A 20,209-nucleotide genomic window follows, 5' to 3' on the forward strand; every position below is an offset into this window, starting at 1 on the left:
CCGTGAATGTCCGCGAGGGACGGGGATGCCCCAGCCCCGTGATGGGTGGTCAGCGATCGGTGCCGCGGTCGATGAAGTCGAACATCTCCTCGTCGGTGGCCGATCCGAATTCCTCGTGCACAGCCGGGACCTGTCGTTCCTCCGGGTTCTCCGCCCCGCCGCCGGCGAGCTCCCGGAGGCGCTGCGCCGCCTTGGCGCGGTCGTGTTCGTCCAGCAGGGCGAGCATCGCCTCGACCCGGTCGATCTCGCCGAGCACGGAGTCCCAGGAGACGGTGTGCTCCCTGCGCAGCAGGGTCCGCAGGTGGCGGCCGAGGGCGGCCGGGTTGGGGTGGCTGAAGACCAGCGTGGCCGGCAGAGCCAGCCCGGTCGCGGTGCGCAGCCGGTTGCGCACCGCGAGCGCGGTGAGCGAGTCGAAACCGAGGTCCTTGAAGGCCGTCCCAGGGTCGATCTCCTCGGGGTCGGCGTGGCCGAGGACGGCGGCGGCGCCGGCCCGGACCAGGTCGACGAAGGCCTGTTCCTGCTCGTCCTCGGGCAGGTCCAGCAGGCGGGCGGCGACGGCGGGGCCCGCCTCGGCCGGGCCGGCGGGCCGGCCCCGCCGGCGGTCCGTCACCAGCCCGGCGAGCAGCGGGGCCACGCCCGGGTCGCCGCGTCGCACGGCGGCGGTGTCGACGGCGAGCGGGACGAGCGCGGCCTCCGGGCGGCCGAGCGCCTCGTCGAGCAGCGCCAGGGCCTCGGGTTCGCCGAGGGCGACCAGCCCGTCCGGGCGGGCGTCGCCCGCGTCGGGGGAGGCGTCCGCGTCCGCCCACGGGCCCCAGGCGAGCGCGAGGCCCGGCAGCCCCTGGGCGCGCCGGTGCTGGGCCAGGGCGTCGAGGAAAGCGGCGCCCGCGGCCCGCCCGGCCCGGTCCGGGTCGCCCGCCCGGCCGGCCCAGGAGCCGTGCAGGACGAAGGCGGCGAGGTCGAGGTCCCGGGTGAGTTCGTGCAGGTGCCAGGCCGCGTCGACGGTCGGGCGCAGCTCGGCCTCGGTGTCGTCCGCGGGGCCCGCGCCGTCGGTGCGCGGGGCCCGGGGTGCGTGCACCACGGCGCGCAGCGGGTGCTCCGCCGGCACGGCGGCCAGCAGCACGGCCAGGGCGTCCCGGTCCGCGGCGTCGCAGTCGGCGAGCGTGACGGCGGCGCCGAGTCCGGCCAGCTCCTCGGCCAGGGCGGCCGTCGCCGGTGCCGTGGGGCCGGGGTCGGCGAGCAGCAGGCGGCGCACGCCGTGGACGGCCACCAGCCGGCGGGCGGTGGCGGCGCCGAGGCGGCCGGCCGCGCCGGTCACCAGCACGGTGCCGTCCGCCGGGAGTCCCGGCCCGTCCACGCCGACGGCGGGTGCCCGGCCGAGCACCGGCACGAGGACCTGCCCGGCCCGGACGGCGAACTCGGTCAGGCCCGCGTCCACGGCTGCCGCCAGGGCCTGCGGGGAGGCCTCGTGGTCGTCCAGGTCGGCGAGGACGATCCGCTCCCGGCCGGTCGAGCGCAGCAGCCCCCACAGGGCGGCGGCGGCCGGGTCGGCGACGCGGTCGCCGGGTTCGGCGAGCACCGCGCCCCGGGTGACCACGACCGGGCGGGTGCCCTCGAAACGCCGGTCCGCCCCGTGCTCGCGCAGCAGCGCGAGCACGGCGCCCAGCCGGTCGCGGACGGCCTGCGGCAGCGGCTCCCCGTCCGCCGGGGCGTCGGGTACCAGGGCGATCCGCTCCGGCACCGGCAGTCCGGCCGCCACCGCGGCGCCGAGGGCCGCCCAGTCGGGGTGGGTGCCGGCCGCGAGCTCGCGGGCGAGCGGGCTGGCGGCGCCGAGCACGGCCCAGGCACCACCGGGCGCCGCGGCGGGCGGCTGCTCCGGCGGCAGCCACTCCAGCCGGGCGAGCGCCGGGCGCTCCCGGCCCGCCGCGCGCAGTTCGGCGGCCGACCAGGAGCGCAGCCGGACCGACTCGATCGCCGCGACGGACCGCCCCTGCTCGTCGGCGAGGTGCACGGCCAGGGTGTCCGGGCCGGTGGCGCGCAGTGTGAGCCGGACGGCCGCCCGTGCCCCGGGTACGGCGGTGACGCCCTGCCAGGCGGACGGCAGCCGCACCTGGCCGTCGCCCGCGGGCTCGCCGGGGGCGAGGCCGAGCAGGGCTGCCTCCAGCAGCGCGGGGTGCAGGTCGTGGCGGGCGGTCGCCGCCTCGCCGCCGGTGTGGGCGGTCTCGGCGAACAGGTCCTCGCCGCGCTGCCAGGCGGCCCGCATCCCGGCGAAGGCCGGGCCGAGCAGCAGGCCGGTGTCGGCGAGCCGCTCGTAGGCGTCCGCGACGGGCAGCGGGGTCGCGCCGATCGGCGGCCACTGCCCGGGGCGGGCGGCCGGGTGGTGGCCGCCGGGGGCCAGCGTGCCGGTGGCGTGCCGGGTCCAGGGGGCCTCGGCGGGCGCGTCCTCGGAGCGCGAGTGCACGCTGACGGCTCGGGAGCCCGTGCCGTCCGGCACCTCCAGGGCGACCTGGACCCGTACCCCGGCCGTCGCGGGCAGCACCAGCGGGGTGTGGACGGTGAGCTCCTCCAGCACCGGGCAGCCGCTCTCGCCACCGGCCCGCAGCGCGAGGTCGACGAGGAGGCTGCCGGGCACGGCGGCGGAGCCGAGCGCGAGGTGGTCGGCCAGCCAGGGGTGCGCGGCGGTGGAGAGCCGCCCGGTGAAGACCGTCCCGGAGCCGTCGGCGAGGTCGACACCGGCGCCGAGCACGGGGTGCTCGACCGCGGACTGCCCCCAGCCCGCGCCGGCGGAGCCGGTGGCGGTGGTGGGCTCGATCCAGTGGCGGCGGCGCCGGAAGGCGTAGCCGGGAAGGTCGACCCGCACCGCGCCGTCGTGGGCGAGCAGCCCCGGCCAGTCGACGTCCAGACCGCGGGCGTGGGCGTCGGACAGGGCGGTGACCAGCCGGTCCGCGCCGCCGTCGCCCCGGCGCAGGGTGCCCAGCACCGCGGCGGGCACGCCGAGCCCGTCGAGGGTGTCCCCGGCCGGCACCAGCAGGCCGGGGTGCGGGCTGCACTCGACGAAGGCGTCGTGGCCGTCCGCCGCGGCGGCGGCGACCGCGCTCTCGAACAGGACGGTGCGGCGCATGTTCTCGAACCAGTAGGCGGCGTCCAGCGGGGTCGCGTCGTCCAGCAGCGCGCCGGTGACGGTGGAGTACATCGGGACGCGGCCCGGCAGCGGGCGCAGGTCCGCGAGCAGGCGGGTGATCTCCCCGCGGGCGGGGTCCATCTGCGCGGAGTGCGAGGCGTAGGCGGCGGGCACCCAGCGGGCGCGGGTGCCGGCCGCCTCGCAGCGGGCCGCGATCGCCGCCAGGGCGTCCGTCTCGCCGGAGAGCACCACACCGGTCGGGCTGTTGACGGCACCGAGTGACACCCGGTCGGCGGCGCCGACCGCGTCGATCTCGGCGCGGGCCAGATCCGGGGTCAGGGCCACCGCGAGGAGGCCGCCGTGGCAGGCGTCGACCGTCTGCACGGCCCGCACCCGCATCACCGCGACCCGGGCGGCGTCCGCCAGGGAGAGCCGGCCGGCCACGTAGGCGGCGGCGGCCTCGCCCTGGGAGTGGCCGATCACCGCGGCCGGGCGCACCCCGCAGGACTCCCACCAGCGGGCGAGGCCGACCATCACGGCGAACAGGACGGGGTGCAGCACCTCGACCCGCGCGAGCGCCCGCTCGGTGTTCTCGTCGGTGCCGCGCAGCACGTCGAGCAGCGACCAGCCGGTGACCAGCGGGTCGACGGCCTCCGCGCACTCGGCCACGGCCTGCGCGAACACCGGGCTGGTGTCCAGCAGTTCGGCCGCCATGCCGAGCCACTGGGAGCCCTGGCCGGGGAAGACGAAGACCGGTCCGGGGCCGGACACCAGGACGCCCGGAGCCTCCACCGCTCCGTCCGCCACCTCACCGAGGGAGGCGAGCAGCTCGGCGGTGTCGCGGCCGCGGGCCACCACCCGGTGGTCGAAGGCGGCCCGGCCGGTCGCCAGCGACCAGGCCACGTCGGCGGGTTCGGCCCCCGGGTTGCGCAGGAGCCAGTCCCGCAGCCGGGCGGCCTGGGCGCGCAGCGCCTCGCCGGTGCGGGCGGACAACGGCCACGGCACCACGTCGGCCACGCCCGGCACCCGCGGGGCGGGCAGGGCGGCCCGGTCGGGCGCCGGCTCCTCCTCGGGGGCCTGTTCCAGGATGATGTGCGCGTTGGTGCCGCTGACACCGAAGGAGGAGACGGCGGCGCGGCGCGGGCGGCCGGTCTCCGGCCAGGCCCGGTGCTCGGTGGCCAGCGCGACGTGGCCGGAGGCCCAGTCGACGTGCGGGGTCGGCTCGTCGGCGTGCAGGGTGCGCGGCAGTTCGCCGTGGCGCAGGGCGAGCACCATCTTGAGCACGCCCGCGATGCCGGCGGCGGACTGGGTGTGGCCGATGTTGGACTTGATCGAGCCGAGCCAGAGCGGCCGGTCGGCGGTGTGCTCGCGGCCGTACACGGCGAGCAGGGCCTGCGCCTCGATCGGGTCGCCGAGCCGGGTGCCGGTGCCGTGCGCCTCGACCGCGTCGACGTCGGCCGGGGTGAGCCCGGCGTTGCCGAGCGCCTGGCGGATGACCCGCTGCTGGGACGGCCCGTTGGGCGCGGTGAGCCCGTTGGAGGCGCCGTCCTGGTTGGTCGCGGAGCCGCGCACGACGGCGAGGACGCGGTGGCCGCGGCGCCGGGCGTCGGAGAGCCGCTCGACGAGCACGAGGCCGACGCCCTCGCCCCAGCCGGTGCCGTCGGCCGAGGCCGCGAACGGCTTGCAGCGGCCGTCCGGCGCCAGTCCCCGCTGGCGGCTGAACTCGACGAAGGCGTGCGGCGAGGTGAGCACCGCGACTCCGCCGGCGAGGGCGAGGTCGCACTCGCCGGAGCGCAGCGCGGCGGCCGCGAGGTGCAGGGCGACCAGGGAGGAGGAGCAGGCGGTGTCGACGGTGACGGCCGGGCCCTCGAGGCCGAGCACGTAGGAGACCCGGCCGCTGATGACGCTGGTGGCGGTGCCGGTGAGCAGGTAGCCCTCCTGGCCCTCGGCCACCGCGCCCGAGGCGGTGTGGTAGTCCTGCGCCATCGCGCCGACGAACACGCCGGTGGCGGATCCGCGCAGCGAGGTGGGGTCGATGCCGGCGTGCTCGAAGGTCTCCCACGCGGTCTCCAGCAGGACGCGCTGCTGGGGGTCCATCGCGGCGGCCTCACGCGGCGAGATGCCGAAGAACTCGGCGTCGAAGGCGACGGCGTCGTCGATGAAGCCGCCCTCGCGCACATAGGACTTGCCGGGGCGGTCGGGGTCGGGGTCGAAGAGGGTGTCGAGGTTCCAGCCGCGGTCGCGCGGGAACGGCGTGATGGCGTCGGCGCCCTCGGCGAGCATCCGCCACAGGTCGTGCTCGTCGGCGACGCCGCCGGGGTAGCGGCAGCCGAGGCCGACGATGACCACCGGGTCGTCGGCGGTGTCGGCGGTGCGCGGCACGGGCAGGGCCGGCGCCTGCTGCTCGGAGGAGCCGAGGAGTTCGGCGCCGAGGTGCTCGGCGAGCACCTCGGGCGTCGGGTGGTCGAAGACCAGGGTGACGGGCAGCCGCAGCCCGGTCGCGGCGCTGAGCCGGTTGCGCAGTTCGACCGCGGTGAGGGAGTCGAAGCCGAGCGCCTTGAACGGGCGGCCGCGCTCGATCGTCTCGGCGCCGGCGTGGCCGAGGACGGCCGCGGTCTCCTGGCGGACCAGGGTGGTGAGGGTCTGCCGGCGCCGGTCCTCGGGCAGCCGGGCGAGGCGCTGCGCGAAGGCGGCCGTGTCCGGGTCGGGGCCTGCCGCGGCCCGCCTGGGCCGGGACCGGACCAGATCGCGCAGCAGGGCGGGGACGCCGTCGGCCCCGCGCAGCGCGGCGAGGTCCAGGTGGGCGAGCACCGCGGCCGGGTGGTCGGCGGCGCGCGCGGCGTCGTACAGCGCGAGCGCGTGGTCGGTCTCCAGGGCGGCGACGCCGGTGCGGGCGATCCGGTCGAGGTCGGCCCGGTCGAGGTGGCCGGTCATCCCGCTGGCCTGCGCCCACAGGCCCCAGGCCAGCGAGGTGGCGGCCAGGCCCCGGGAGCGCCGGTGCTGGGCGAGCGCGTCCAGGTAGGCGTTGGCGGCCGCGTAGTTGGCCTGTCCGGCGCCGCCGAAGGTGCCGGCCATCGAGGAGAAGAGCACGAACTCGGCCAGGTCCCGGCCGAGCGTCAGCTCGTGCAGGTTCCAGGCGGCGTCGGTCTTGGGGCGCAGCACCCGGTCGAGCTGTTCCGGGGTGAGCGCGTGCAGGGCGGCGTCGTCGATGGCGCCGGCCGCGTGCACCACGGCGGTGAGCGGGTGCCCGGGGTCGACGGTGGCGAGCAGGGCGGCCAGCGCGTCCCGGTCGGCGGCGTCGCAGGCCTCGATCCGCACCTCCGCGCCGAGGGCGGTGAGGTCGGCGGCGAGCTCGGCGGCGCCGTCGGCGGCCGGGCCGCGGCGGCTGGTCAGCAGCAGGTGCCGGGCGCCGTGCCCGGTGACGAGGTGGCGGGCGAGCAGGGCGCCGAGGGTGCCGGTGCCGCCGGTGATCAGGACGGTGCCGTGCGGGTCGGCGGCGGCGCCGGTGACGGTGGGCGGCAGCGTCAGCACGATCTTGCCGGTGTGCCGGGCCTGGCTCAGATGGCGGAAGGCGGCGACGGCGTCGCGGACGTCCCAGGTGGTGACGGGCAGCGGGGCGAGGATGCCGTCGGCGAACAGGGTGCCGAGTTCGGTGAGGATCTGCTGGATCCGGTCGGCGCCCGCGTCCATCAGGTCGAACGCCCGGTAGTCGGTGCCGGGGTGGGCGGCGGTCACCGCGTCGCGGTCGCGGATGTCGGTCTTGCCCATCTCCAGGAACCGGCCGCCGGGGCCGAGCAGGCGCAGCGAGGCGTCGACGTAGTCCTGGGCGAGCGAGTTGAGCACGAGGTCGAAGCCCCGGCCGTCGCGGGCGGTGCGGAACCGCTCCTCGAAGCCGAGGTCGCGGGAGGAGGCGAGGTGCTCGTCGTCCAGTCCGAGGGCGCGCAGCACCGGCCACTTGGCCGGCGAGGCGGTGCCGTGGACGTCCAGGCCCCAGTGACGGGCGAGTTGCAGGGCGGCCATGCCGACGCCGCCGCTCGCCGCGTGCAGCAGCAGCGACTCGCCCGGCCGGACCCGGCCGAGGTCGACCAGGCCGTAGTACGCCGTGAGGTACACCACCGGCACGCTCGCCGCCTGCGGGTACGTCCAGCCGGCCGGGACGGGGGCGAGCAGGCGCCGGTCGGTCACCGCGAGCGGGCCGGTGCCGCCGGAGAACAGGCCCATGACGCGGTCGCCGGGCGCGAGGTCGTGGACCTCGGTGCCGACCTCGACCACCACGCCAGCGCCCTCGCCGCCGGGCGGCCGGGTGTCGGCCACCATGCCGAGGGCGACCACGACGTCGCGGAAGTTGAGGCCCGCGGCGCGCAGCGCGACCCGGACCTCGCCGGGGGCGAGCGGGCGGGCACCGTCCTCGTGGGGCACCAGGGCGAGGCCGTCGACGGTCCCGGTGCCGGTCAGGTCGAGGCGCCAGGCGTCGGTGCCGGCCGGCACCGCCAGGCGCTCCGAAGGGCCGGTCCGGGCGAGCCGGGGCGCCGCCGCGGTGCCGGAGCGCAGGGCGAGCTGGGGCTCGCCGGAGGCCAGGGCCGCGCCGAGGGCGGCGTGGGAGTCGGGGTGCCGGTCGAGGTCGACCAGCACGATCCGGCCGGGGTGCTCGGTCTGCGCGGAGCGCACCAGGCCCCAGACCGCGGCCGCGCCGAGGTCGTCGACCGCCTCCCCGTACGGGCCGGGCACGGCGCCGCGGGTGAGCACCACCAGCGGTGTGGCGGCGAAGCGCTCGGTGGCGAGCCAGGACTGCAGGAACGCCAGCACCCGCCGGGTGGCGGTGCGGACGGCCTGCGGGCCGCCGTCGGTGGCGCAGGTGAGCGCGACGGCGTCGGGCAGCGGGGCGCCGGGGTCGAGCGCGGCCGGGTCGGCCGTCGTGGTGACGGCGGCGCCGGCCGCGCGCAGGGCGGCCCCGGCGCCGAGTTCGTCGGGCCCGGCCAGCAGCCAGCTGCCGAGCGGGGCGGTCCGCGGCAGCGTCAGCGGCGGCCAGGCGACGGGGTGGAGGTCCGCGTCCGCGCCCGCCGGGGCGGGGGCGAGGCCGCCCGCGGTGAGCGGCCGGGAGAGCAGCGTGTCGACGGTGGCGACGGGCGCGCCGGCCGGGTCGGTCAGGGCGAGGGTGACGGCGTCCGGGCCGGTGCGGCCGAGCCGCACGCGCAGCGTGCGGGCGCCGACCGCGTACAGGCGCACCCCCGTCCAGGCGAACGGGAGGCCGACACCCCGGTTCTCGCCGTCCGCGCCGTCGAGGGCCCCGGCGGTGTGCAGGGCGGCGTCGAGCAGCGCGGGGTGGAGCGCGAACCGCCCGGCGTCGTGGTCGTCCCCGGACAGGGCGACCTCGGCGAGCAGGTCGCCGCCGTGCCGCCAGGCGGCGCGCACCGCGCGGAACAGCGGGCCGTACTGGTAGCCGGCGGCGGCCAGCCGCTCGTAGAGGCCCTCGGTGTCCAGCGGTTCGGCGCCGGGCGGCGGCCACGCCGCGCCGTCGGCGGCGGGCTCCTCGCCGAGCGGGGCGGGCGCCAGGACGCCGGCGGCGTGCCGGGTCCACGGGCCCGGCTCGGCGGTGTCGGGGCGGGCGTGCACGGTGAGCGCGCGGCGCCCGTCCTCGTCCGGGGCTTCGAGGTGGACCTGGAGCTGGACGGCCGCGCGCTCGCGCAGGGTCAGCGGTGCCTCCAGGGTCAGTTCCTCGATCACCGCGCAGTCCGCCGACTGCCCTGCCTGGAGGGCGAGTTCGACGAAGGCCGTGCCGGGGAGCAGCACCGTGCCGAGGACGGCGTGGTCGGCGAGCCAGGGGTGGGTGGGCAGCGAGATCCGGCCGGTGAGCAGGTGCCGGTCGTCCCCGGCCTGGGCGAGGGCGGCGCCGAGCAGCGGGTGGTCGGCGGAGCGCAGGCCGAGCCCCTCGGCGTCGGCTGCGGCCGGAGCGGGCTCCAGCCAGTAGCGCTCGCGCTGGAAGGCGTAGGTGGGCAGCTCGGTGCGCAGCGGCGCGCGGTGGGCGTGCAGCGCCGCCCAGTCGACGGGCACCCCGCGCACGGACAGGGCTGCCGCCGCGGTCAGCAGGCGGTGCAGGGTGTCCGCGTCGCGCTGGAGCGAGCCGACGACCAGGGCGTCCGTCCCGGTCTCCTGGGCGGTCTGCTCGACGGCCGGGGCCATCACCGGGTGCGGGCTGGTCTCGACCAGCGTGGTGTACCCGTCGCGCAGCAGCGCGCGGGTGGCCCGCTCGAAGGCGACGGTCTCGCGCAGGTTGCGGTACCAGTACCCGGCGTCCAGTGCGGCGCCGTCCAACGGCTCGCCGGTGACGGTCGAGTAGAACGCGACCGCCGGGGTCGGCCTCGGGGCGATGTCGCCGATGCCGGCGAGGAGTTCGTCGCGGACGTGCTCGACGGCGGCGGAGTGCGCGGCGTAGTCGACCGGCAGCCGACGGGTCCGCAGGCCCTGTGCCTCGCACCGCTCGTGCAGGGCGTCCAGGGCAGCGGCGTCGCCGGAGACGACCACCGCGCCGGGTCCGTTGACGGCCGCGATGCCGAGGCGGCCGGGCAGGTCGGCGATCAGCTCCTCGGTCCGCGCGGCCGCGGCGGCCAGCGACATCATGCCGCCGCCGCCCGCGATGGCCCGCAGGGCCCGGCTGCGCAGCGCGACGATCCGGGCGGCCTCCTCCAGGGTGAGCGCGCCGGCCACCTGGGCGGCGGCGATCTCGCCCTGGGAGTGTCCGACGACGGCGGCCGGTTCGACGCCGAGCGAGCGCCACACCGCGGCGACGGACACCATGACGGCGAACAGGGCGGGCTGGACGACGTCGACGCGGTCCAGCGAGGCGGCGCCGGGGCGCCGCAGCAGCACGTCGAGCAGCGACCAGTCGGTGTGCGGGGCGAGGGCGGCGTCGCAGGCGCGGATGTGCTCGGCGAACACCGGGGAGCGGTCCAGCAACCGGGCGCCCATGCCGGCCCACTGCGAGCCCTGCCCGCCGAACACGAAGACCGTCCGGCCGGGCTGCCCGGCGGCTCCGGTGACCAGCCCGGGGTGGGCCGCGCCGGTGCTCAGCGCGTCGAGTGCGGCGAGGAGTTCGTCCGGGTCGGCGGCGACGAGCACGGCGCGGTGGTCGAGCGCGGCGCGGGTGGTGGCGAGCGCGTGGGCGGTGTCGGCGGGCTCGGCGGCGGGGTGCGCGGCCAGGTGGGCGCGGAGCCGGCCGGCCTGGTCGCGCAGGGCGGCCGGGGTCGCGCCGGACAGCGGCCAGACCAGCGCGGACGGCTCCGGCTGCGGCTCGGGGAGCGGGGCCGCGGCCTCCTCGACCGGGTCGCCCTGTTCCAGGATCACGTGCGCGTTGGTGCCGCTGACGCCGAAGGAGGACACCCCGGCCCGGCGGGGCCGGCCCTCCTGCGGCCACGGCGCCGGCTCGGTGAGCAGCGAGACCGCGCCTGACGCCCAGTCGACGTGCGGGGTGGGCGCGTCCACGTGCACGGTGGCGGGCAGTTCGCCGTGCCGCATCGCCATGATCATCTTGATCACGCCGGCCACCCCGGCGGCGGCCTGGGTGTGGCCGAGGTTGGACTTCACGGAGCCGAGGCGCAGCGGCCGCTCGGCCGGCCGGTCCTGGCCGTAGGTGGCGAGCAGCGCGTGCGCCTCGATCGGGTCGCCGAGGGCGGTGCCGGTGCCGTGCGCCTCGACCGCGTCGACCTCGGCCGGGGTGAGCCCGGCCTCGGCGAGGGCGTCGCGGATCACCCGCTCCTGGGCGAGGCCGTTGGGGGCGGAGAGGCCGTTGCTCGCGCCGTCCTGGTTGACCGCGCTGCCCCGGACCACCGCGAGGACGGGGTGGCCGTTGCGCCGCGCGTCGGAGAGCCGTTCGACCAGCAGCAGGCCCACGCCCTCCGACCAGGCCGTGCCGTCGGCGCCGGCCGCGAAGGACTTGCAGCGCCCGTCCGGGGCCAGGCCCCGCTGGCGGGAGAACTCGACGAAGGTCGACGGGCTCGACATCACCGTCACTCCGCCCGCCAGGGCGAGGTCGCACTCCCCGCGGCGCAGCGCCTGGCAGGCCAGGTGCAGCGCCACCAGCGAGGAGGAGCAGGCGGTGTCGACCGTCACCGCCGGGCCCTCCAGGCCCAGGGTGTAGGCGACCCGGCCGGAGGCGATGCTGCCGGCGCTGCCGTTGCCGAGGTAGCCGTCGACGCCCTCGGGGACGGCGGCCAGCCGGGACGCGTAGTCGGCGTACATCAGGCCGGCGAAGACCCCGGTACGGCTGCCGCGCAGCGAGCGCGGGTCGATGGCCGCCCGCTCGACGGCTTCCCAGGAGGCCTCCAGCAGCAGGCGCTGCTGGGGGTCCATCGCCAGCGCCTCGCGCGGCGAGATTCCGAAGAACCCGGGGTCGAAGCGGTCGGCGTCGTACAGGAACCCGCCCTCGCGGACGTACGAGGTGCCGGGGTGGTCCGGGTCGGGGTGGAACAGGTTCTCCACGTCCCAGCCGCGGTTGTCGGGGAAGGCCGAGATGGCGTCGGTGCCCTCCTGCACCAGCCGCCAGAGGTCCTCGGGGCTCGCCACCCCGCCGGGGTAGCGGCAGCCGGCGGAGACGATCGCGATCGGCTCTTCGGCCACCCGGGCAGGGGCGGCGGCGCGCGGGCGGCGCGGCTCGTCGAGCAGTTCGGCGCGCAGGTGCCGACCGAGGGCGCCCGCGGACGGGTGGTCGAACAGCACCGTGGCGGGCAGCCGCAGGCCGGCCGCGCCGTTCAGCCGGTTGCGCAGTTCGAGCGCGGCGAGCGAGTCGAGGCCCAGCTCGCTGAACGCGCGGTCCGGGTCGATCGCGCCGCCGTCCCGGTGTCCGAGGACCGCTGCGGCGTGGGTGCGCACCAGGTCGACCAGTTGCCGTTCCTGCTCGGCCACCGGAGCGGCGGCCAGCCGGCGGACCAGGGCGCGGCCGGTGCCCGGCCCCGGCCGCTCGGCCCCGGGCCGTCGGGCGGCCAGCCCGGCCAGGACGGGCGGCAGGTCCTCCCCGCCGAGGCGGGCGGGGTCGAGCCGGACCGGCGCCAGGACCGCCTCCGGCCGGGCCAGTGCCGCGTCGAACAGGGCGAGGCCGAGCCCGGCGTCCAGCGGCTGGACCCCGGAGCGGGCCATCCGCTGCCGGTCGGTCGTGCCGAGACCGGCGGTGAGCGTGCTGTCCTGCTCCCACAGGCCCCACTGCAGCGAGACGGCGGGCAGTCCGAGGGCGCGGCGGCGCTGCGCGAGCGCGTCGAGCACCAGGTTGGCGGCGGAGTAGGCGGCCTGGCCCGGGTTGCCGGTGAGGCCGGCGGCCGAGGAGAACAGCACGAACGCCCGCAGGTCGAGGTCGGCCGTCAGGTCGTGCAGGTGCAGCGCCGCGTCGGCCTTGGGGCGCAGGACGCGGTCCACCCGCTCGGGGGTCAGCGCCGGGAGCAGGCCGTCGTCGACCACGGCCGCCAAGTGGACGACCGCGGTGAGCGGGTGTTCGGCCGGGACGGCCGCGAGCACCCGCGCCAGCTCGGCGCGGTCGGCGACGTCGCAGGCGGCGAAGTCGGCCCGGGCACCGGCCGCGGCGAGTTCGTCCCGCAGCGCCAGCGCCCCGGGGGCGTCGGCGCCGCGCCGGGACACCAGCAGCAGGTGCCGCACGCCGTACGCCGCGACCAGGTGCCGGGCCACCAGGGCCCCGAGGGCTCCGGTGCCGCCGGTGACGAGCACCGTGCCGCCGTCCGCCGGCTCCGGCGGGGTGGGGGCGGCCGGGAGGGCCGGCGCCCGGCGCAGCCGGGGCACCAGCAGGGCCGCGCCGCGCAGCGCAGCCTCGGGCAGGGCGCCGGCCGCGGCGATCGCGTCGAGCCGGGCGTCGGCGGGGTCGGTACCGTCCGGGCGCCCGGCATCCGCTTCCAGGTCGAGCAGGGCGAATCGGTCGGGGTGCTCCGAGCGCGCGGACCGGATCAGGCCCCACACCGCGGCCGCTGCCGGGTCGGGCGGCTCGGTGCCGTTCACGGCGAGCGCGCCGCGGGTCGTGACCACCAGGCACGCGGCGGCGAACCGCTCGTCCGCGAGCCAGGCCTGCGCGACGGCGAGCGCCTCGTGCACAGCGGCCCGGACGGCCTGCGGCCCGGCGGCCGGGTCCTGGCCGGACCGGGGCGCGAGCAGGACCGCGTCGGGCAGTGGCGCGCCGTCGTCGACCGCCGCGGCCAGCGCGGCGAGGTCCGGGTACCCGGGGGCGGCGAACCGTGCCGCGAACGCGGCCGGCTCCGGGTCGCTCCCGCCGCCCACGACCGCCCAGCGCGCGGGCGGCTCGACGGCCGGGGCCTCGGCCCAGGCCAGGTCGAAGAGGTGGTCGGCGGCGGGCGCCGCGGCCGTCGGCAGCTGGTCCCGGGAAAGCGCGCGCACCGTCAGGGTCTCGACCGAGAGGACGGCCCGGCCGTCCGCGTCCGCCGCCGTGATGGCGATCGTGTCGGCGTCCAGCGGCAGCAGGCGCACCCTCAGCGCCCGGACGCCGCCCGCGTGCAGCCGCACGCCGCGCCAGGAGAACGGCAGCCTCACCCGGGTGCCGAGGTCCTCGGCCCCCTCGGCCCTCTCGGTCGCCGCCCGGGTCGCCGCCCCGGTCAGCCCGAGCGGGTGCAGGGCGGCGTCGATCAGGGCCGGGTGCAGGCCGAACCGGCCGCCGGCCGCCTCCTCGGGGAGGACGATCTCGGCGAACAGCTCGGAGCCGCGCTGCCAGGCCGCCCGCAGCCCGTGGAAGGAGGGACCGTAGCGCACCCCGGCGTCGGCCGCGTCGGCGTACAGCTCGTCCACCTCGACCGGCTCCGCGCCGGCCGGCGGCCAGACGGCGAGCGCCTGCTGTTCGCGGGCGCCCCGGGTGTCCCCGAAGTCCTGTTCGGGCGTCAGCGCGCCGGTGGCGTGCAGCGTCCAGGCGCCGTCCGGCCCGGAGGGACCTTCGGCCCGCTCGGGGCGGGCGTGCACGGTGACCGGCCGCAGGCCGGACGGGTCGGGCGCGCCGACGGCGACCTGGACCTGCACTCCCCCGGTCCTCGGCACGGCCAGCGGCGCCACCAGCGTCAGTTCGTCCACGTGCGGGCAGCCGAGCCGGGCGCCGGAGTGCAGCGCGAGTTCGAGGAAGGCGGCCCCGGGCACCAGCACGGTGTCGAGCACCGCGTGGTCGGCGAGCCACGGGTGGGTGTCGAGCGAGAGGCGCCCGGTGAACAGCACGCCGTCGCCGTCCGCGAGGCCCACCACCGCGCCCAGCAGCGGGTGGTCCACCGCTCCCTGTCCCAGGCCGGCGGCATCGCCCGCGCCGGTGCCGGCGTCGAGCCAGAAGCGCTGCCGTTCGAACGCGTACGTCGGCAGCTCGCCGGCGCGGCGGCGGGCGGTGGCCGCGTCGATGCCGGTCACCGCCGTCCAGTCGACCGCTCCGCCGCGGACGAACAGCCGGGCCAGCGCCGTCCGGAGGGCCAGGACCCGGTCGCGGTCCCGCTGCTGGGCGGGGACGGCGACGGTGTCCGTGCCGGTCGTGCATTCGACGATCATCGGGGTCAGTGCCGCCTCCGGGCCCAGCTCGACGAACACCGAGGCACCCTCGGACCTGGCCGCGGCGACCGCGTCCGCGAACCGCACCGGCTCGCAGACCTGGCGCACCCAGTACTCCGGATCGCAGACCTCGGCCGCCGTCGCCAGCCGGCCCGTCACGTCCGAGGCCAGCGGGATCGACGGCTCCGACAGGGCTATACCCGCCACCACCTCCCGAAGCTGTGCCACCACCGGCTCCATCAGCACCGAGTGGAACGCGTGCGACACCGCCAGCCGCGAGGACCGCCAGCCGCGCTCCCCGCACAGCACCCGCACCGCCTCCACGGCACCGGCCTCACCGGAGACCACCACCGACGCCGGCCCGTTCACCGCAGCGATCCCCGCACGGCCCGCACCCAGCAGGGCCGCGACCTGCGCCTCGCTCGCCCCCACCGCCAGCATCGCCCCGCCCGAAGGCAGTTCACCCATCAACCGGGCCCGCGCCGCCACCAGGGCGACCGCGCCCTCCAGCGAGAACACCCCCGCCACGTACGCCGCCACGATCCCACCCAGCGAATGCCCCAGCACCACCTCCGGCGCAGCAACCCACGAACGCCACAACCGGTACAACGCCACCTCGAACGCGAACAGCACCGGCTGCACCACACCCGTGTCCTCAGCACCGCCGGGCTCCCCCAGCAGCACCTCCCGCACCGAGAACGGCACCACCCCCTCGAACGCCCCGCACACCTCGTCCACCGCCGCCGCGAACACCGGGAACGCCTCGTACAGCTCACGCCCCGCACCCCGGCAACCCACCCCCTGACCAGTGAACACCAGCGCCGTCCGCCCCGCACCGCGCGCCACGGCGCCGGTCACCACGCCTGCGGGTTCGGGCTCGCCGGCCGCCACCGCGGCCAGACCGACCGACAGTTCCGCGGTGTCTGCGCCGAGGACCACCGCCCGGTGCGCCATGGCCGAACGCCCCGAGGCGAGCACGGCCGCGACCTCCGCGATGCGGGCCTCCGGGTGCTCGTCGGCCCAGTCGCGCAGCCGGGCCGCCTGGGCCCGCAGCCCGGTCGCGGTGCGTGCGGAGACCACCCACGGAACGGGCACGCCCGGCTCCCGGGGGGTGTCCTGGCCGGCCGGTTCCGGGGCCTGTTCGATGATCACGTGGGCGTTGGTGCCGCTGATCCCGAACGAGGACACCCCGGCCCGGCGCGGCCGCCCGGTCTCCGGCCACTCCACCGACTCCGCCAGCAGCTCGACCGCGCCCGCCGACCAGTCCACGTGCGGCGACGGCGCGTCCACATGCAGCGACTTCGGCAGCACACCGTGCCGCAACGCCATCACCATCTTGATCACACCCGCCACACCCGCCGCCGCCTGCGTGTGACCGATGTTCGACTTCACCGACCCCAGCCGCAGCGGCCGGTCCCCTGGACGGTCCTGACCGTACGTCGCCAGCAGCGCCTGCGCCTCGATCGGGTCACCCAGCGTCGTCCCCGTCCCGTGCGCCTCCACCACATCCACGTCCGCCGGAGCCAGCCCCCCGCTCGCCAGAGCCGCCCGGATCACCCGCTCCTGCGACGGACCGTTCGGCGCCGTCAACCCGTTCGACGCACCGTCCTGGTTCACCGCACTGCCCCGCACCACCGCGAGGACGGGATGCCCGTTGCGCACCGCGTCCGACAACCGCTCCACCAGCAGCAGGCCCACACCTTCGCCCCAGCCGGTCCCGTCCGCGCCCGCCGCGAACGGCTTGCACCGGCCGTCCGCCGCCAAACCGCGCTGGCGGGCGAAGTCGACGAAGACGGCGGGTGTGGACATCACGGTCACCCCGCCGGCGAGCGCCAGGTCGCACTCACCGGCGCGCAGCGCCTGGCAGGCCAGGTGCAGGGTGACCAGCGAGGACGAGCAGGCCGTGTCGACGGTCACCGCCGGGCCCTCCAGGCCGAGCGCGTAGGCCACCCGGCCCGAGGCGACGCTCCCGACGTTGCCGTTGCCGAGGTAGCCCTCCAGCTCGTCCGGCACCCGGTTCAGGCGGGTCGCGTAGTCGTAGTAGATCGCGCCCGCGAACACGCCGGTGCGGCTGCCGCGCAGTGACTCCGGGTCGATGCCCGCATGCTCGACGGTCTCCCAGGAGGCTTCCAGCAGCAGGCGCTGCTGCGGGTCCATCGCCAGCGCCTCGCGCGGCGAGATCCCGAAGAAGTCCGCGTCGAACTCGGCGGCGGTGTCGAGGAATCCGCCGGTCCGCACATAGGTGCTGCCCGGGCGCGAGGGGTCGAGGTCGAAGATCCGGTCGATGTCCCAGCCGCGGTCGGCGGGGAAGTCGGTGAGGGCGTCGACACCGCCGGCGACCAGCTCCCACAGCTCCTGCGGGGAGGTCACGCCGCCCGGGAGGCGGCAGCCCATGCCGACGATGGCGATCGGCTCGTCCGAAGCCACCGGCACGGGCCGGGCGGACGCGGCGGCCGGGGCCGGGCCGTCGGCGAGCAGGTCGGCCAGGCGGCCGGCCAGCAGCCTCGGCGTCGGGTAGTCGAAGACCAGCGTCGCGGGCAGGCGCAGGCCGGTCGCACCGCTCAGCCGGTTGCGCAGTTCGAGCCCGGTGAGCGAGTCGAAGCCCAGCTCCCGGAACGCCCGGCTCTCCTCGATGCCGTCCTCGTCGCCGTGTCCGAGCACGGCGGCGGCGTGGGTGCACACGGTCCGCAGCAGCAGCTGCCGGCGCTCGGCCTCCGGCAGCCCGGCCAGTCGGACCGTCAGGGCGCCCGACCGCGTCCTTCCGCCGACCGCGGAACGACGTCGGCGGGGGCCCTGGGCGAGCTCGCGCAGCAGCGCGGGCACCGTGTCGGCGTCGGCGCGGCGCAGCACGGCGAGGTCCATCCGGACCGGCATCAGTACGGCCTCGGCACGGTTGGTCGCCGCTTCGAGGAGCGCGCAGCCCTGCTCGGCGGAGAGCGGCAGGACTCCCAGGCTCGTCATCCGCCGGCGGTCGGCCGTGCCGAGTCCCGCGGTCATCTCGCTGCCGTCGGCCCACCAGCCCCAGGCCAGCGAGGTCGCCGGCAGGCCGTGGGCGCGGCGGTGTCGGGCGAGGGCGTCGAGGTAGGCGTTGGCGGCGGCGTAGTTGCTCTGCCCTGGGTTGCCGATCAGGCCGGCGGCCGAGGAGAACAGGACGAAGGCGTTCAGGTCCAGGTCACGGGTGGCCTGGTGCAGGTTCCACGCCGCGTCGGCCTTGGGGCGCAGCACCGCGGCCAGCCGTTCGGGCGTCATGGCCTGGACGACCCCGTCGTCGAGTACGCCGGCCGCGTGGACGACGGCGGTGAGCGGGTGCTCGGCGGGGATCGCGGCGAGCACCCGGGCGAGGGCCTCGCGGTCGGCCGCGTCGCAGGCCTCGATGCGCACCTCGGCGCCCAGCTCGGCGAGTTCGGCGGCCAGGGCGGCCGCACCGGGGGCGTCCTCACCGCGCCGGCTGAGCAGCAGCAGCCGGCGCACGCCGCGCTCGGCGACCAGGTGGCGGGCCAGCAGGGCCCCGAGGGTGCCGGTGCCGCCGGTGATCAGCACGGTGCCCTCGGGCGCGGGCGTGAAGCCGGTGTCCTCGGGGCGGGCGGCGGCCCGGACCAGGGCGGGGAGGAGAGCGGTGCCGCGGCGCAGCGCGAGCTGGGCCTCGCCCGAGGCGGCCTGCGCGAGCACGGCCTCCTCGGAGGTGTCGGGGTCGGCGTCGACCAGTACGAAGCGCCCGGGGTGCTCGGCCTGCGCGGAGCGGACCAGCCCCCAGACGGCGGCCGAGGCGAGGTCGGCGACCTGCTCGTCCCCGCCGACCGCGACCGCGCCGGTGGTCAGCAGGACGAGACGGGTGTCGGCGGTCCTGGGGTCGGCCAGCCAGCGGCCCAGGAGACCGAGGACGCGAGCGGTGAGCTCGTGCGCCCGCGCGGGTTCCGGGTCCTCGGCGGAGGGGACGCGCACCAGGACGGCCTCCGGGAGCGGGGCCTCGGAGTCGTCGAGGAGCGCGGGCGCGTCGTCCAGGTCGACGGTCCGGCCGGAACCGGAGGCGGCCTCGAACTCCGCCTCCTTCCAGTGGAGTTCGAAGAGGGAATCGCGGAGCGGCGCGTCGGTGGTCCGCAGCAGCTCGGCGGAGACGGGTCGGACGGCCACCGAGCCGATGGAGACGACCGCCCGGCCGTCCTCGTCGTGGGCGCTCAGCGAGATCGCGCCGTCCGCGCCCGCCACCAGCCGCACCCGCAGCGCACGGCTGTGGCGGGCGTCCAGCCGGACAGCCGTCCAGGAGAACGGCAGGCCCGCCTGGAGGGGCGCGTCCGCGTCCTCCCGGACCAGCATCGGGTGCATGGCGGCGTCGAGCAGGGCCGGGTGCAGCGTGAAGCGGTCGGCGTCGGCGCCGCCCTCGTCGGGGAGTTCGACTTCGGCGAACAGCTCGTTTCCGCGCCGCCAGACCTGCCGCAGGCCCTGGAACAGCGGGCCGTAGTCGAAGCCGGCCGCTGCCGCGCGTTCGTAGAGGTCGTCCGCGTCGAGCGGCCGGGTGCCGGGCGGGGGCCACTGCCCGGCAGCCGCTTCGCCTGCCGGGTCCTCGGCGACCGCTTCGGGGGCGGCGGTGAGCAGACCGGTGGCGTGCCGGGTCCAGGGCTGGTCGGCGGGCGCCTGCTCAGGCCGGGAGTGGACGCCGATCGCGCGGGCACCGGACTCGTCCGGGTCCTCGACGGTGACCTGGATCCGGACGTCCTCGGCGTCGGCCAGCACGAGCGGGGTGTGCAGGGTGAGTTCGTCGACCACCGGGCAGCCGGCCTCGGCCCCCGCGCGGAGGGCGAGTTCGAGGAAGGCCGTGCCGGGGACGATGACGGTGCCGAGTACGGCGTGGTCGGCGAGCCACGGATGGGTGGCGGCGGAGAACCGACCGGTCAGGACCGTCCCGGAGCCGTCCGCCAGCTCGACGGCGGCGCCCAGCACCGGGTGTTCCATGGCCGACTGGCCCCAGCCGACGCCGACGACGTCCGTGGGGTCGGGCTCGGCCCAGTAGCGGCGGTGCTGGAAGGCGTAGGTCGGCAGGTCGACGTGCCGGCCGGCGGGGAGCAGGGTGGTCCAGTCGACGGGCAGGCCCGCGACGAAGGCCGCCGACAACGCCGTCACCAGCCGCGCGGGACCACCCTCATGACGGCGCAGGGTCTCCAGGACCACGGCGCCGGGAACCTCTTCCAGCTGGTCCGCGACCGGAACGACCAGCCCGGGGTGCGGACTGCACTCCACGAACGTGGTGTGCCCGGCGGCCACCGCGGCCCGCACCGCCGCGTCCAGGCGGACAGTGCCGCGCAGATTGTCGAACCAGTACGAACCCGCCAACCGGTCCGGAGAGTCAACGGCTTCGCCGGTCACCGTCGAGAACATCGCCACCCGGCCGGCCAACGGACGCACACCCGAGGAGAGTTCGACGACCTCCTCGCGCACCGCGTCCATGTACGCCGAATGCGAGGCGTAGTCCACCGGGATCCACCGCGCCCGCACCCCGTCACGCTCACACTGTTCGGCCACCGAGGTCAGCGCCTCGATCTCCCCGGACAGCACCACACTCGACGGCCCGTT

Annotated in this window: 1 protein-coding gene; it reads right to left on the reverse strand. The window is 77.6% G+C overall.

What is annotated here, in order from left to right; genetic code table 11:
• Positions 1 to 49: 49 nt before the first annotated feature.
• Positions 50 to 20,209 (reverse strand): SDR family NAD(P)-dependent oxidoreductase (locus ACFU9E_RS18015; RefSeq protein ID WP_380715128.1); only part of this gene is annotated, 20,160 nt, incomplete at its 5' end.

Source organism: Kitasatospora sp. NPDC057595 (genome assembly GCF_042800875.1).
In the GTDB taxonomy this organism is placed as follows: Bacteria; Actinomycetota; Actinomycetes; order Streptomycetales; family Streptomycetaceae; genus Kitasatospora.